The organism is Hyphomonas sp. KY3, from assembly GCF_017309975.1.
In the GTDB taxonomy this organism is placed as follows: domain Bacteria; phylum Pseudomonadota; class Alphaproteobacteria; order Caulobacterales; family Hyphomonadaceae; genus Hyphomonas.
The window spans coordinates 3,243,894-3,258,947 of the sequence record NZ_CP022271.1 but is presented as its reverse complement, the minus strand read 5'-3'; the positions used below and the strand labels follow the sequence as shown (position 1 = coordinate 3,258,947).

16 protein-coding genes are annotated in these 15,054 nt (G+C 57.4%); 8 read left to right on the top strand and 8 right to left on the bottom strand.

The features are described 5' to 3' along the window. Nucleotides 1-142: 142 nt before the first annotated feature. From CFA77_RS15605 to CFA77_RS15590, 4 genes are all read left to right on the top strand, one after another. Nucleotides 143-1,234 carry a YaiO family outer membrane beta-barrel protein gene (locus CFA77_RS15605; protein WP_206991477.1) on the top strand — a complete coding sequence of 364 codons (1,092 nt, stop codon included), beginning with the start codon at nt 143-145 and terminating at the stop codon, nt 1,232-1,234. Nucleotides 1,235-1,236: 2 nt separating this feature from the next. Further along, entirely contained in the window at nt 1,237-2,298 is a 1,062-nt protein-coding gene (locus CFA77_RS15600; protein ID WP_206991476.1) for a HEAT repeat domain-containing protein, read from the top strand. Continuing rightward, a complete protein-coding gene (locus tag CFA77_RS15595; RefSeq protein WP_206991475.1) occupies nt 2,295-3,704 on the top strand; it encodes a glycosyltransferase family 2 protein in 1,410 nt (469 codons plus the stop codon). The genes CFA77_RS15600 and CFA77_RS15595 overlap by 4 nt, the downstream gene beginning before the upstream one ends. 142 nt (nt 3,705-3,846) lie before the next feature. Next, the gene (locus CFA77_RS15590; protein ID WP_206991474.1) at nt 3,847-4,275 is read left to right on the top strand and encodes a PleD family two-component system response regulator; all 429 of its coding nucleotides are present in this window, start codon (nt 3,847-3,849) and stop codon (nt 4,273-4,275) included. A 27-nt stretch (nt 4,276-4,302) separates the two neighbouring features. Here CFA77_RS15590 and CFA77_RS15585 read toward each other — a convergent pair whose 3' ends face one another. The 5 genes from CFA77_RS15585 to CFA77_RS15565 form a co-directional block, all read right to left on the bottom strand. Continuing rightward, on the bottom strand, nt 4,303-6,174 hold the full coding sequence (locus CFA77_RS15585; RefSeq protein ID WP_206991473.1) for a polysaccharide deacetylase family protein: 1,872 nt from the start codon (nt 6,172-6,174) through the stop codon (nt 4,303-4,305). An 81-nt stretch (nt 6,175-6,255) separates the two neighbouring features. Next, on the bottom strand, nt 6,256-6,951 hold the full coding sequence (locus tag CFA77_RS15580; protein ID WP_206991472.1) for a DUF3299 domain-containing protein: 696 nt from the start codon (nt 6,949-6,951) through the stop codon (nt 6,256-6,258). Nucleotides 6,952-7,000: 49 nt separating this feature from the next. Beyond that, nucleotides 7,001-8,269 carry an ABC transporter permease gene (locus CFA77_RS15575; protein ID WP_206991471.1) on the bottom strand — a complete coding sequence of 423 codons (1,269 nt, stop codon included), beginning with the start codon at nt 8,267-8,269 and terminating at the stop codon, nt 7,001-7,003. Further along, nucleotides 8,266-8,961: an ABC transporter ATP-binding protein gene (locus tag CFA77_RS15570; protein WP_206991470.1), complete on the bottom strand. Its 696-nt coding sequence runs from the start codon at nt 8,959-8,961 to the stop codon at nt 8,266-8,268. Before CFA77_RS15570 ends, CFA77_RS15575 begins: the two co-directional genes overlap by 4 nt. A 1-nt stretch (nt 8,962) precedes the next feature. Beyond that, nucleotides 8,963-9,604 carry a DUF2796 domain-containing protein gene (locus CFA77_RS15565; RefSeq protein WP_206991469.1) on the bottom strand — a complete coding sequence of 214 codons (642 nt, stop codon included), beginning with the start codon at nt 9,602-9,604 and terminating at the stop codon, nt 8,963-8,965. 151 nt (nt 9,605-9,755) lie between these two features. Between CFA77_RS15565 and CFA77_RS15560 the strand changes: the two genes are divergently transcribed. Genes CFA77_RS15560 through CFA77_RS15550 form a run of 3 tightly spaced genes read left to right on the top strand, consistent with a single transcriptional unit; the run spans nt 9,756 to nt 12,047 of the window. Further along, nucleotides 9,756-10,553: a ZIP family metal transporter gene (locus CFA77_RS15560; protein WP_206991468.1), complete on the top strand. Its 798-nt coding sequence runs from the start codon at nt 9,756-9,758 to the stop codon at nt 10,551-10,553. Next, a complete protein-coding gene (locus tag CFA77_RS15555; protein WP_206991467.1) occupies nt 10,553-11,362 on the top strand; it encodes a HupE/UreJ family protein in 810 nt (269 codons plus the stop codon). The genes CFA77_RS15560 and CFA77_RS15555 overlap by 1 nt, the downstream gene beginning before the upstream one ends. A gap of 40 nt (nt 11,363-11,402) precedes the next feature. Beyond that, nucleotides 11,403-12,047, top strand: a complete 645-nt coding sequence (locus CFA77_RS15550) for a hypothetical protein (RefSeq protein WP_206991466.1) — start codon at nt 11,403-11,405, stop codon at nt 12,045-12,047. Nucleotides 12,048-12,067: 20 nt separating this feature from the next. On the opposite strand, the gene CFA77_RS15545 is transcribed toward CFA77_RS15550, so the two are convergent. Beyond that, nucleotides 12,068-13,369 (bottom strand): polyhydroxyalkanoate depolymerase, encoded by a 1,302-nt coding sequence (locus CFA77_RS15545; RefSeq protein ID WP_206991465.1) that lies wholly within the window; start codon nt 13,367-13,369, stop codon nt 12,068-12,070. 188 nt (nt 13,370-13,557) lie between these two features. Here CFA77_RS15545 and CFA77_RS15540 point away from each other — a divergent pair, with 188 nt between their 5' ends. Continuing rightward, nucleotides 13,558-13,941 carry a hypothetical protein gene (locus CFA77_RS15540; RefSeq protein WP_206991464.1) on the top strand — a complete coding sequence of 128 codons (384 nt, stop codon included), beginning with the start codon at nt 13,558-13,560 and terminating at the stop codon, nt 13,939-13,941. 6 nt (nt 13,942-13,947) lie between these two features. Here CFA77_RS15540 and CFA77_RS15535 read toward each other — a convergent pair whose 3' ends face one another. Both CFA77_RS15535 and CFA77_RS15530 read right to left on the bottom strand, forming a co-directional pair. After that, nucleotides 13,948-14,364, bottom strand: a complete 417-nt coding sequence (locus tag CFA77_RS15535; RefSeq protein WP_206991463.1) for a hypothetical protein — start codon at nt 14,362-14,364, stop codon at nt 13,948-13,950. A 33-nt stretch (nt 14,365-14,397) separates the two neighbouring features. After that, nucleotides 14,398-14,991 carry a TetR/AcrR family transcriptional regulator gene (locus tag CFA77_RS15530; protein ID WP_206991462.1) on the bottom strand — a complete coding sequence of 198 codons (594 nt, stop codon included), beginning with the start codon at nt 14,989-14,991 and terminating at the stop codon, nt 14,398-14,400. Between the last annotated feature and the right edge of the window lie 63 nt (nt 14,992-15,054).

The window sequence follows — 15,054 nt, the reverse complement described above, 5'->3', positions numbered from 1 at the left end:
TGCAGACGCTGGATTAAACCTGAATCCAGCGTGGAGGACATGCGATCATGAAACTTGGAACGCTATTCTTGCGGCTCACACTGGAGCGTCGCGCGTGCACCGCGACGTGCGAGCAAGCCGGCCTGAGAGTCGTGATACTTTCATGATCGAACTGGTGCTTCTCGACCAAGCGATTCCTGCCATGCCGTCGCCTGTTCAGACGGACCTTCGCAGCTTGTATGCGCAGGGCGTGGAAGCGAGGTTCGCCGGACGTTTCGACGAGGCTCTTGGAATGTTCGAAGCGTTGCTCGCCACAAATCCTGAAGACGTAGACTCCCGTTTGAACGCGGCACTCTGCCTGATCGCACTGGAACGCCTTGATGAGGCCGAAAGCGAACTCGAACACGTCATTAATCAAGCTCCCGACTATGTGGATGCCTATACCGCGCTGGCGCGCGTGCGCAGAATGAAGGGAGACGCACAAGGTTCCCATGAGTTTATCGACGCTGCAGAAACCTTGTCGTCCGATCATGCCGACTACGCTGCCATGCGCGAACAGGCATCCCGGCAGGATCGCAATCGTATTACGACGAATTTGACAGCAAGCCGCAGCAGTTTGACGAAGGACTTGCCGGACTGGACCAGCCTGTCCCCGGCAGTGGCAGTCCGAGTATCAGATACGCTTACACTCAGTGCCTCCGCGCTATACGCCGAGCGCTTCGACCGCTCGAACACGAATGTGCACATCGGCGCCGCAAAGCGTACGGGGTTCGGGCATGTCCGAATGGAAATCGGGGGAGGGACCAACACGACCTTCCTGCCCAACACCACAGTTCTCGTTGGCGCAGGTGTTGCCACGCACTATCCGGGCCTGGAACTCCTGTCGGACATCAGAACTTCAGAATACCAGAGCGGCCGGGTGACGTCCTTTCTTCCGGGCGCCCAGTACACTTTCGCTGGCGAGGCTGCGGAGATTGAAGTGCGGTACATCAACGTGCGAGACGAGAACGATCAGCATCGCTCAGGCTATCGTATGCGCTCGACTTTCAGGCCGACAGGACCTTGGGCGGTGCATCTCTATTACGCCGACGCACCGGAAAGTTCTGATGGCGCAACAGTGGAAGTGCAGTCCTATGCGGCGGGACTGGAAATGCGCTTCGGTCGAACCACCGCGCTACGCCTGACGGCCGGCAAGGAACTTCGCACTGCCTACGATCGCACAGATATCTCCCTTTCGCTTGCGCGGAGTTTTTGAGGGTGAGTTATCTCATCCTGATATGGCAGATTGCATGCGTATTGGTGCTTGCGTCCCTACTGTGGATGATCACGCTGATACTTCTTCGGATTATCCGTACGCACAGGCAGTCACTCTACACAAAGCAACGCCAACAGATTCTGGAGGCAATGGCGCAAATCCTGTGGGATGAAAAGGGTGAGGCCGCGATTCCCGACGAGACCCTCTGGAAATCCCCCATGGTGCCGGAAGTCTTTCTTGAATTCGTTGCGCTGGTTAGAGGCGAAGAGCGCGACCGTCTCGTCGCGCGGATGGTCAGGTACCGGGTGGACGATGAATTCCGCCGCCTCTTGCGACATCGGTTCAGATTTGTCCGGCACGCTGCCGTTGAGGCACTGGCCTATTTTCCCGGCCTGCCAACGGCCAAAGCCGTTGATTCGCTGGTGGAGCGGTCAGCAAACCGTGACCTTCGCATCGCTGGAATACGAACGCTGGTCGCCGTTGGTGCCTATCCAACAGTGCCGGATGTCATGCGTGAATTCTCGAAACTGAACGGTAGCACGCGTAGCCTGCAATCGGTTCTGTCGAAACTGGCGCTGCACCGTTCAAGGGACATCCTGGAATACCTCGGACGGCCCGGAGTTCCGGACCTCGAACGTGCGGCCTTGCTGTCCGCCTTGGGCGGGAGTGCGGATTATTCAGTACTTGGTATTCTCGAAGCAGCGCTCTCCAGCGATGTGCCCCTGATCCGTGTCGCGGCACTCGACGGACTTGCAAGTCTGGAACACCCGGACGCTGCTCCGGCCATTGCCAGTTGCCTGAAGGATACCGACTGGAGTGTGCGCGCAGGCGCGGTGAAGGCGCTTTGTGAGATATCCCACGATACCTACGCGGCCCAGGTCGCAGACTTGCTTTCCGATCCCGTGTGGCTGGTCCAATTTGAAGCGGCGCAAGCTCTGGCCGACATGGGGGCGTCCGGTCGAGAGCTGCTGGAAGTGTCGGCAATATCAAAGGGCAATGAAAGTGCGAACCGTACCGCAGCCCTGGCGCTTGCGGAGCTGAGTGCGATGGAGGCTGTCCAATGATGGAATTCGTTTTCATCGTTGCGAAATATGTGGGGCTGGTGGTTATTTTTGCCGGTGTTGTCCAGTACACTAATTATTTCGTCCAATTGCTGTTAGCGGCGTTCCAGCTGGCCAAATCGGGGCGTGCCGCGAAGGTTGACGCCCTTTGGCGCCGCTACTCGGATTCGGCGCCGCCCATCGCGATTCTCGTGCCGGCTTATAACGAAGAGAAAACTATTGTCGAAAGCCTTTCATCGCTGATGGCTATTCAGTATCCGAATTATGAGGTCATCATCATCAATGACGGAAGTTCGGATGCCACGCTGGAGGTGCTGAAAGATGCGTTCAACCTTGTAGAAACTTCGCGCCTTTACTCCCCTTTGGCGCCGCACCAACCCATCAAGACGATTTACCGGTCCCAACATCAAAAGCGTCTTGTCGTGATCGACAAGGCAAATGGTGGAAAAGCCGATGCGCTTAACGCAGGTATCAACGTGTCCCGGGCACCTTTGTTTTGCTGCGTTGATGCAGATTCCGTTTTGGAGCCGGATGCGTTGTTGCGCACCGTGAAGCCGTTCATGGAAGACCCAGAGCGGACGATTGCGGTGGGGGGGACTGTCCGGATCGCCAATGGCAGTGTCATCCGGAACGGTCAGATACTCAAGGTACAGTTGCCCAAGAAGATGCTCCCGCTCCTGCAGACGGTCGAATACCTGCGCGCCTTTCTGATGACCCGAATCGCTTGGAGCCGACTGAATACGGTGCTCATCATTTCAGGGGCCTTTGGTTTGTTCCGGCGCGACGCCGTCCTGAAGGTTGGCGGTTATAGTCTCGGGACGGTCGGTGAAGACATGGAGTTGGTGGTCAAACTGCACAGAACCCTCATAGAGCAAAAACAGGATTATCGTATCCGGTTCATCCCGGAGCCGGTCTGCTGGACCGAAGCGCCCGAGACGCTGAGCGTGCTCCGCAATCAACGGGCCCGTTGGCAACGCGGCACGCTGGAAACATTCGAGCGTCACGGCATGATGGCGCTCAATCCCCGCTACGGATTGGTGGGTGTCCTGGGTTTCGGAAATGTGCTGATCACAGACGTAATTGGACCAATCGTGGATGCTATCGGGTTCATCCTGTTTCCGATATTGGCATTTACGGGCTCGCTTCCACTCGACTACTTCCTCGCCTATATCGCAGTGACGTCAGGCTTTGGATTGGCCATTTCTGTGGGTTCTCTTGCATTGGAAGAAGCGCAGCTGCGCCGTGTGCCCAAGGCATCTGACCTAGCGCTCTTGACGGCAATTTGTGTGTTGGAAAATCTTGGATACCGCCAGCTGAACAGCTTGTGGCGCGTTCAGGGGTGGGTTCAGTATCTCAAGAGAAGCGGCTCTTGGGGCGTGATGACCCGGAAGGGGTTCACGGCAAGTTGATCGCTTGGGCGAGGTCGCACCTGCAAGAGCTGCAAAATGACCCGAGATAGATCAAATTCAATATAGTTCGTTTGACGGATGTTTATCGTAATTTGGCACACTGAGCTGAGTAAAAACCTCGCTTGCAGAAGGACTCTTGCAAATGTCCAATAAAATTCTAGTCGCAGACGATGATCGCTTGTTGCGCGGACTGCTCGAGCACAAGCTCGCGGTTGCCGGATTTGAAGTCGATATCGCGGAAGACGGCGGTGCAGCCCTCGAACTCGCGCGCACCATGAAGTATGACCTGATGGTGCTTGATGCGATGATGCCCGTGATGGACGGGTTTGAAGTCCTGCGTCGACTGAAGAATGATCCCGATACGGCCAGCTTGCCGGTGGTGATGCTAACAGCTCGTCGTGGCGAGCATGATGTTCTGGATGCACTGGAGCGGGGTGCCGCTGAGTACCTGACCAAGCCTTTCATTCCGGACGAACTGGTTCTGCGTATCCGCAAGCGTATCAAGGACGAGCGCGCCCGTTTGGACGTGTCTGATCTCCAGCAGGAAGTTCCGACCGAACGCTTCGCGTAGGTCCGACGAACCGTCCCGAGCGAACGCTTACCGGTCCGTTGAGGGCATGTTCATTGTAATTGAGAGTTCTGTGCCAGCTGCAGCAATGTAGACGGACCCCGGTGAAAAGCTGACGCCATCGGGGAACGGGGATTGGGGTATCCAGTCCGTATCCAGATCCAGGCGAAGACCCTGTATGGGCAATTCGCTGTCCACCGTGATAACCATCTCGTCTTCAAAGATGCGGGCGTCGACCGATACGCCATCGCGCATGGTCCACCAATCGCCAAATTGCTGCAGTGTCCCGAACCAGGCGAAACGCTTCAGTTCAGGAACCACGGCGTTGAGGAATTCGATTTTTTCTTTCGTGACGTTGGGATGGATCAGCACGACATAGCAGCCCCCATATTCGGCGAGCCGCTTGGCGAGGTCCACGGCCGGTTCCTCCCGCAAGTTCATGTGCGGTGGAATTTCGTCTTCGATGGCGATGGGGAACTGGAAAACGCCTGTTGCACTGTCGTAGCCCCTGCTGAAATTCATGCGGTAGGGCAAATGCGTCAGAACATTTCCCGATGTGGCACTGGAAGCGTATTTGTACCCGCTCGCGTCCAAGGCTTCAGGAAGGCGCTCCGGTGTGGCGAGGTAGCCTGGACGAAACGATACCACTTCTGTTTCCGTGACCTGTTCCAGCAGATACTTGCTCACGCGCAGTTCGCCCAGAATTGAAGCACTCCAGGTTCTGCCTTCATTCAATACGCGGGGCTGGTAGTCAGGAAAGCGCTCGGATCCCTCGCCAAGCGGCATGTCCGAAAAAGTCTTTGCATGCGTCACCGAATGGCTGGCGACCTCCATTCCGGACTCGTTTAGATGCTGAACAATGGGCAGCGTAAAATCATTGAAGAACGCCTTGTCGTTGTAGTCGTCGAAATACTTCGTCTGAATGAAGAAGGTTCCCGGAATTCCGAGCTCTGACAGGAGGTCGCTGAATGCCCTCGTATTGGTCATGGAGTTCGAATAATCGATGTCGAAGGATATGACGACGGCGAGATCTCGCCCTTCCGGCGCGGAGTGAAGCGTGATCGCGGCCGGTTCACTTTGAGTGTAGACGGATTTTATCCATCGCAACCATGTGTCGACAGATGGCTCATAGGCGTTCGCGTAATTTCTCGACACGCCACCATTGCGCCCGTTTGCGGACTTCAGGATGAAGAAGCCGAGATCAAAGCCGATAGCATAAGCTTGTCCACCCTGTTTGGAGGCGTGCGCCACCATAGCTGCGGATCCATCATCGTAGGTGGCCAGAATATTTGTCGCGCCAACGAACGCTTGGGTGCCGATGCGGTGTAGGTCCTTATCAGGGTTTCCAATCCTGACGGTCCTTTCTTCTGGCCGGTCGATAAAGGACAAGGTGGGGTGAGATCCGGAAAAGCGAATCTCCGAATGGTCACGGGATTCTTCGATGCGGTCGAAGCCAAACACGCCTTGCAATCCTCCGCCAAGGATTTGCGTCGCGATCAATGTGCCGCCGGATTCCACGTGCTGGGCGAGGGTCTCCAAGTCTTCGGCATCCAGTAGACGACCTGAAATTGCTGGATACGCGAGCACGACCTTGTGTTGGACAGCCGCTTTGGTGTTTCGCGTGATCAAGAAGGGGACACCGATGCTTTTCAACCCTTCAGCCAGTCCGAGCCAGGAGGAATCTTCATCGGTCAGCAGGATGGCGAGTCGCGATTCCGATCCATCGGCGTGAACTGACCAACTGGACGATTGACCATCCGCAATGATGCTATCTGCGGTGGGACCATTCAGACCTGCAAGTCCCTCGAGCGATGGGCGCCGCACATATGTGAGGATGCTTATGGTGATCGCCGCAATTATCAGGGCAGAAATCAGGACTGCGACGCGTTTGTTCCAGAACATCCATTTGTGCCTGTTGAGAGGGTTTCATCCCCAGAAACCGTGAAACCACCTATATTTCGTGAACGCGTTGAATAGTAAGTCCTAATACTCGTATTTCTCGATGTGAGTCAGCTTGAGCGTATAGGCGGCGTCCGCCAGTTCGCTCTCCTGCGTCTCGGCGGTTAGGATGCCTTCAACCCAGACGGCCTGCGCCAGATCTTTCAACAGGATGGGCTCGTCCGTCGTTACGAATACGGTTTGATTTGGTGGCGGGGGTGGGGCGTGGATACAGGCGCCGAAATAGGGGACCATAAGGAATTCGCTCACTTCGGCTTTTGAGCCATATTCAAACGGCACGGTATAGCCCGGCAACCTGATCGATTTGCCGTTGAGTTCCTTGACGGTGTTGAACGTGCCGATCTGCACCATGGCGTCCGCAGCCGATCCTTCTGCTACGCCTCCGCCACCATAGAGCATCGACATCTGGCTCTGGTACATCTGGGCGAGACGTTCTTCTTCGCCTTCCGGCATCAAGTCTTCCCAGCCGATCTCGGTCACGCCGCGCGCTTCGGCCTCGGATTTTTTGCGGGCCTGATCTGCGGCGCGCGCGGCAATCGTTGCTTCGCGTTTGGCTTTGCGCTCAGCTTCGCTTTCGCCAATCTTGTCGCCAACTTGTGGGGTCGCTGCATCTGGTGCTGCTTCAGCAGGTGCGGGTTCGGCTGGCGTATCTGCTTCGCTGCAGGCTGCCAGTAAGCCTGTCATCAGGGCGGCGGTCAGGAGGGGAGAGAGTTTTTTCATGATGCCAATCTAGGATGCGCGGGGTGACCCCGCCAGTGGGTGTGAGCGGTTAGAGCCGAAGGGATAATCCATCGGCCAGCGACCTGCGGAACGCCATCCAGGCGGGTATCGCCCCGGCGACCAGGGCGGCGCCCGTGACCGCCAGCAGTGTATACAGGTCGTTCAGGCTGGGCCCGGTGCCAATTAGGGATATGCCGTAATGCGCTGAAACAAGCGGACCGATCACTGCCAGCAGCCCATGGATGAGAAGAATGCCTAGCAATGCGCCAAGGAGGCCCACCAACCCTGCTTCAAGCACCAACAGCGTGAAGATGTGACCGGGTCGAGCACCGACCGCACGAAGGATCGACATTTCGCGTCGCCGCTCGTTGAGGCTGGTGAGGATGGAGGTCAAAATCGAAACCACGCCCACCGCGATGACGAATATCGAGACGGCCAGCAACGCCCGTTCGGCAATTGCGGTCACACTCCATAGTTCCGTGAGCGCCTGTGATGGAATGATCGCCATCAATGGCTCGCCCTTGTTGGTGTTGATCTCGCGGCGTGTGGTCAAGATGGTGCCTTTACGTTTCAGGCCGAGATAGATCGCCGTGACAGTCTTGGGTGTGAGATCGAAGGACCGCACGGTCTCTTCGGAAATACTGTCGGCTAGCGGATTCTTTGCGCCGGTTTCCCAGCCGACATGGATGGCGGTGATGGCTTCCAGTGAGACATGTACCGTCTGGTCCACCGGCGTACCAGTCGGGGCAAGAATGCCAACAACCCGGAACGGGCGGTTTTCATGACTTGAGCCAAAGTCGGCTTGGCCCAGCCCATGCGACAGGACCATGGGGCTATTGATCGAATACCCCAGTTCGCGAGCCACATCGGCGCCGATGACCGCATCGAACAGATCGTCAAACGGTTCGCCCTGCGCGATCATCAGGTCCTGATTGCGGCCAAACTTGTAGCGGTCAAAATATTCGGGCGTTGTGCCCATGACGCGGAATCCGCGATGGCTGTCTCCGAGGGAGATCGGAACAGCCCAGTCTATATCCGGCCGCGTGGCGATCTCCTGATAGGTCGGCCACGAAATTTCTGCTGTCGCGCTGCCCATTCGAAAGACCGAATAAAGCAGCAAGTTCACGCTGCCGGTAGGTGCGCCGACAATCAGTTCGGTGCCAGAGATAGTGTTGCCGAAGCCTTCGCGGGCGCCTGTGCGGGCTTTGTCTACGCCCAGAAAAAGTGCCACCGACAAGGCAACTGCCAACAGGGTGAGCAAAACAGATCCCTTGCGGTTCATGAGGCTCTGCCAGGCGAGAGACAGGATAGCGCTCATGCTGACACTCCCGCGCGATTTATCTCGCCGAGGTCTACCGCCCGGTCGAAATGTGTGGCGAGCCCGGCATCGTGGCTGACGAAGAGAAGTGCTGCGCCTGTGCGCCGCGCTTCCTCGCTCAGTAGATCAATGAATTGATCACGGGCATCCGCATCAAGCGCTGAGGTCGGTTCGTCAGCGATCACGATTTCGGGGCCGCCGATCAGGGCGCGTGCGGCAGCGACACGTTGCTGCTGACCGACAGAAAGGTCAGAGACGCGGCGTGCCAGTAGAGTCTCGTCCGTCAGGCCCAGCCGCGAAAGCAACCGTCGGGCTTCATCGTCTTCGTTACCGTTGATTGCTGCGCGGCGCTTGGGAGAGAAACGTAGAGGCAGCGTGACATTCCCGATGACGGAGAGATAAGGCACGAGATTGAACATCTGGAAAATCACACCGAGATGGTCCGCCCTCAGGCGGTCCCGCGCTGCGGGTTCCAAGGTCGCCAGATCCTGTCCGAGAACGATGACCTCACCAGAGCCCGCCTCCAGCACACCAGCGATGATGCCGAGAAGGGTGGATTTTCCAGAGCCGGATGCTCCGCGCAGAAACAAGCGCTCGCCCGCCTTCAATTGGAAGTCTGAAATGTCGAGGACCTCATTGCCTGGCGTCCAGGCAAAGGAAAGATTCGAAATAGAGACAATCGGTTCTGCCATGTCAGGATCCGAAGGGCAGGAAAGGGCTGTCCGGTGTGAGTGACGCAGAATTGGATTCCCCTTCTTCACCAAGATAGATGGCGTCGACTTCCTCAAAGGCGGGATAGTGTTCAAAGCCGGTGAACATGAGGCCATCCAGCTGGCTGGGGCGCTTGCAATCCCAGACTATGGACAGGGTGAGTGCAGCATGATCGCCCGATCGGCGCACTTCTGCAGAGCGCTCGACAAGGTCGCAGCGCGCATTGCCCATGAGTTCTGTCAGGCCCTCGGCATATTTTTCAAGCTCGGTGGATTTCTTCTTCGTTTTTTCCGATAGGCCGTAATTTACGAGCGGGGCGTCAACGGTGATCGTGACGAAACTGGTGTCGAGCGCAACGGCCAACTCTGCAGCGCCGTGTACATGGGCTTCGCCGCCAGCATATTCACCATGGTCCTCGTCATGACTATCATCGTCACGGTGCTCTGCCGTATGAGCCGAGTACTCCGTATCTGACGCAGGAGGAGTGGATTCGACCGTCGGTGGAGGCTCCACTGCAGCCGGTTCAGGTTCGTATGGCACTTCTGCGCTACAGGCGACGCACAGCGTCAAACCGGCACCCGCCAGAAGCATTTTTGCGCCACGGCCCCATGATCGGTCTATCATATCGCTCCCATTGCCCCGATTGGGGAATTCAGTGTTTTCGGAAAATCTGCTCGCAAGCTGAATAATGATACCATATAACACTTCTTCGCAAGGCCGCAGGACGCGGTTATAGACCGCACCTGACTGTTAACGGACCGGCTTACCGCTTTCCATGTTTGAATCCATGCAGGCCCCTTTGTTTTTCGGCTTGATCGCGGCCTTTGTGACCACGGTCGGCCTCATCGCTGTGGCGATGCGGGGCGATTGGAGTGCGCGGTTCTCTGCCGTCATGGGCCTCGCGGCGGCGGGCATGCTCGTCACGCTCAGCCTGTTGCACATTGCGCCGGAAGCCTTTGCCGAAAGTTCTCAGGCGCCATACTTCATGCTGGGCGGATTCCTTGGCGGGCTGATACTTAATTACGGCCTCAACACATTCTTCCCGGAAAGCGTGAATGGCGGCCGGATGGCGGCTGTCACCCCCATAATCGCGATTGCCATCCACTCCTTTATCGACGGCGTCATCTATTCGGTGACCTTTGCCGCGAGCTTTTCCGCAGGTGTCTATGCGGCGGTCTCGCTGATCCTGCATGAGTTTCCGGAAGGTGTGATCGCGTTCGCGATCCTGCGCAGGCACAATTTTTCGAACCGGCAATCCTTCCTGTGGGCCTTCCTGGCTGCGTCCGCCACGACCCCGCTGGGCGTGATTATGTCGTCGCCCTTCATGTATTTCCTGGGCAGCGAGGCGGTTGGCGCTTTGTTCGCGGCCTCCGCCGGCCTGCTCCTCTACGTTGCGACCGGCCCCTTGATGGCTCCGATGAAGGAGGAGCCGCCGCTGCGCAGCCTGTTGGCTCTGTCGGCTGGTGTCGCCATAGCGCTCGTGCTGTCCTTCCTGCCGGTACATGACCATGATGATGACCATCACGAGGCCATCCGTATGGAAGCGCCGCATCCGCTGCCGGACGAGATTTGATGCGGCATCGGCTCATCGCCTTTCTGGCATGCTGTCTGATAGCCTGCCTTGCTGTCACATCTGCGCCGCAAGCGGCGTTCGCCCACCCGGAAGACGAGCTTTGCCTGCCGGGGGGAGGGATGGACCCCGCTTTGTGCCGGGAGCTTCAGGAACTGGACAGGGCTGGTGACGCAACTGAAACAGGAGACAACGTCTCAGGCAGCGAGGTTGAACTCGACAGATCCGGGATCGAGACGGCGATCTTCTATGTTCGGATCGGATTCGAGCACATCCTGCCAATGGGGGTGGACCATATCCTGTTCGTCCTGGCGCTTTTCCTGTCCAGTCGGCGGATAAAGCCGCTGCTCTGGCAAATCTCTGCCTTCACGCTGGCGCACACATCCACGCTCGGCCTTGCTGCTGCCGGGGTGATCGCGCCTCCGGCAAGTATCGTCGAGCCACTGATTGCGCTGACAATCGCCTGGGCCGCGCTTGAGAACATCCTGTTCAAGGAACCAAGCGCCTGGCGTCCGGCACTCGTATTCGGCTTTGGCCTGATCCACGGCATGGGTTTCGCCGGTGCGTTTGGGGATCTCGGCCTGCCACCGGGGATCTTCTGGCCAGCTTTGATCGGATTCAATGTCGGCGTTGAGATCGGCCAGCTCGCCGTTATCGGCATGGCGCTTGCAGTGGCCGTTGTCATCAGGGGCGCCCTGAAGCAGGCCGGCCGGCCAGACCTCTACCGGCCAGTTCTGGTATGGCCGGTATCGGCGGCCATCGGAGCAATTGGGCTCTGGTGGGCAATCGAGCGGACCTTCCTTAACTCTTAGCCTGGCAAAGTGCGCTTCGACTCGGAACGGAACGCGCTCAATGGCCTCTCGCGACTGGATCAGACATCTCAGCTCGGCTCTGCTGGCTTCGGCACTGACGGGTTGGATTGGTTTTGCAGAATACGCATCGGCGTATGTGCCCCCTCCAGCGAACGTTGAAACGACCTCGCCGCGCTCACTTCTGAAGGAGCCTGGCCTTGCCCTGAGGCAGGTCTATGCTGAGGCAGCCGCATGGCGCGGTGCCGAAGCAAAGCAGGCGCGCAATGCCATGATCGCTGCCTGGCTTGGTGGACTGAACGATGCTGGTTTGGCGGACTATTCAGTACGCCATCTGGACAAGGGCTTGATCTATGCAATCCGTTTCCGAAACCCTGTTGTCGAGGATGACATCCATGCGCTTTGGGTTGCGGTGCCGGATGGTCCGGATCTGCCGTCGTCGGTCCTGCTACGCACACCTCATCGCGGCGCGGCTGACCTGACCATTCTGGAACTGCAGTCGTGTACCTCTCGTCGGACACTGCAAGTATCCGATGACACCTTACTGACGGAGCAGGCTGAGGCCCGTGCAGTTTCTCAGCTTAGCGCCTATCTCGACACACCTGATCCGATGCCCATCACGGTATTGAGCGAAGCACGAGACATTTGTCGTCAGATTGCGCGAGTCTTGCCCACACCTGAGAAATAGTCCCAAAAGCTCAAGCCTGTTCAAGACGTTTTTCTGAGTCGCTCCGTGGCGGCTTCGTCGGCATCCCGCATCGTGAAGCGCTTCGTGAATTCAGTTACGCGCGGTGCGATCTCGGTTTGAAAGCGTCTGCCATTGAATACGCCGTAATGGCCAACGCCCGGCTGGATATAGTCGGTCTGCATGTCTTCCGGCAGCTTCACACATAGGTCGTGTGCAGCCTGAGTCTGACCGATGCCGGAAATATCATCCTTCTCGCCTTCAACCGTCATCAGCGCGACATCGCGGATCAGTTCCGGTTTGACGAGATGTGTTCCGCGATAGCGATACATGCCGCGGGCCAGCTGGTGCTCCTGAAACACACGCACGATTGTTTGCAGGTAGAATTCTTCCGTCAGGTCGAGCACCGACAGGTATTCATCGTAGAATTCCCGATGCTTGCCGACATTGTCGCCGTCCCCTTCAACCAGATGATTGAAAAAGTTCCAGTGAGCATCGACATGGCGCGACCAGTTCATGTTCATGAAGGAAGCGAGTTGGACAAAGCCTGGATAGACTCTCCGGAACATGCCCGGGTAGGGACCCGGCACAGTGTGGATCATGTTCTCTTCAAACCACGATAGCGGTTTTTCCTCGGCCAGCACGTTCGGAACGGTCGGGCTAAGCCGTGTGTCGATCGGCGACCCCATGAACGTCATGGAAGCGGGCCGGGCCGGGTCATCATCCTCGGCCATCATGGCGACAGCAGCAAGCACAGGCGGGCCTGGCTGACACACGCCAAGTACATGGGCACCCGCGCCCAGATGAGTCAGCATCGATCGTATGTGATCAATATAATCGTCCAGATCGAACCGCCCCAACCAGACAGGTGCCATACGAGAGTCCTGCCAGTCAGTGATGTAGACATCATGGGTCGGCAGGAACGCCTCAACTGTCCCGCGCAGCAGAGTGGCATAATGGCCAGAGAGCGGGGCAGCTATCAGAAGACGGGGCTGAGGGCCGAGCTTTTCTGAATTCCGGGCGGCGGCAAGCGCTTCTGGATCCTTCTTGAAGTGGATCATGTTGCACCAAGGCGAGCGCCACGCCACAACAGGGGTCACATCAATGGGCGCGCTATTGATCCGCACCGTATCGATCCGCCATTCCGGTTTACCGTAATAGCGTGTTGCGCTTTCAAATACGTCCGCCATGGCGGACAGCGAGCGACCATAGTCGGTCTGCCCCATCAGGTTCAGCGGCGAACTCAGCGCTGCGCGACTGGCGCGCGCGGCAACCCGCATGGGTGCCATTGCCGCCCGGTTCATTTCGACAAGTGAGTACAGCATCAGCTACACACCTTTCATGTTGCGGTGCAGCATAGATGGCAATCCCTAACAGGGCAAACATATTCGCCAGATAGGCGTGTGTCGGGACGGGAACTTCATGGTTTCATTTTTCTGCAAAATTGATCGAATTCAGCAAGCTTCAGCTTAACCGGGACAAGGTAAATTGTCCCCGAAATGGAGTGATTGCCATGTTCCTCAAATGCCAACCCAATCCCCATCGTGGCGGTCGCATGACCCGGGCCATCATCTATGAGCAGGCTCCAGGCCAGCATTTTGCGATTGATGCGGAAACTCTGCACAAACAGCCGGAATTGCTCAATGATTTCGGCAGCTACATGCACACGCGCTTTCGTGTTCTGGACGCGTTGGCCTATTTCATCTGCCTTGCGGGTGTATTGGCATCTCTGGCCTTTGTCTGGTGGATGTTCCTGCCGGGCATTGCAATTTGCACCATGATGCTGGCTGTCAATCGAAAGGCCGCTGGCGAGATTGCGCTGCGAGCTGCCCGGAAATCGGCCGACAATTTCAGAAAACTGCACGAAATGGGCTGTCTCTGGCTCGTGTTTGCCTGATCCCCGCTAGATGCGGATCATGCCGAGTACGACTGATACAATCGCCACTAGAGTAAACATCAGGGACAGGCTGACCGAAATAGTGCGCTGACCCTTGCGGCTCGTGCGTTCGCCCTTTTGCTTCTTCCCGGGTGTCAGCATCCAGCGATTGGAGAAGAATCCGAAAGCTGCGAGCAAGGCGGTGACGGCGGCTGCCCAGCTTGAGGCAAGCAGGAAGAACGCGCCGGAAGCGAGCATCATGCCGGCAATCGGCGTGGACGTCTGGAGCAGCAATTCCCGGACGTGGCGATCGGCGCGCGATCCGTCCAGTTTGTCAAAGCTGCAATTGGGCGACGCGATGGCCGCGACCCAGGACGCGCCCACGGCCATCGCACCAGCGAGCAGACCAAGATGCGTGGCGGTGGTGGAGATTCCTTCGAACATGCGCTGCAATATGCGCCGGATTCGCGGGCTGGCCTAGAGAAAGCTTCGAGAGACGACGGCGGCGATCATCTTTTCATCGTCGGGCAGCTGGCCATCCAGTATCAGCATCGACAATCCATGCACGATCGACCAGGCCTGAAGGCGTTTGACCATCTGTAATTCGGGCGGCGTATCCTTCGGCAACACATCCCCCAACGTGTTGGACAACATAGCGAATGCGCCGGTCTCTTTCGCCTGATTTGGCTGAAGCACTTCGGCGCGAGGCGCTTTCGTCATCATCAGGCGAAACAGAGACGGATTGTCTATTGCAAACCGGACATAGGTTCGCCCCATGATTTCGAACGCATCAATGCCCGCTGGAGTTTTGGAAAGGGCATCCCGGAACGTATCAGACAGCTTCACGCTCCCAACTCCGCACAAAGCGCCTAGAAGCGCGGCCTTATTGGGAAAGTGTCGATAAACTGCCGTCGCTGAAACACCGACATTCCGGGCAATTTTTCTGAGGCTCACTTTCTCGGCCGGGCTGTTGCTGATCTGCGCCAATCCTTCTTCGATCAGGGCGGCCCTTAGATCACCATGGTGGTAGTTCCCGCCCTGAGCGTTCATGTTGACACTGTTATCATTCATCGGCATGTTATCAGTGTAAACATTGCGGCGCAGACAACAAGCCGCGAGGATGATCTCCATGCC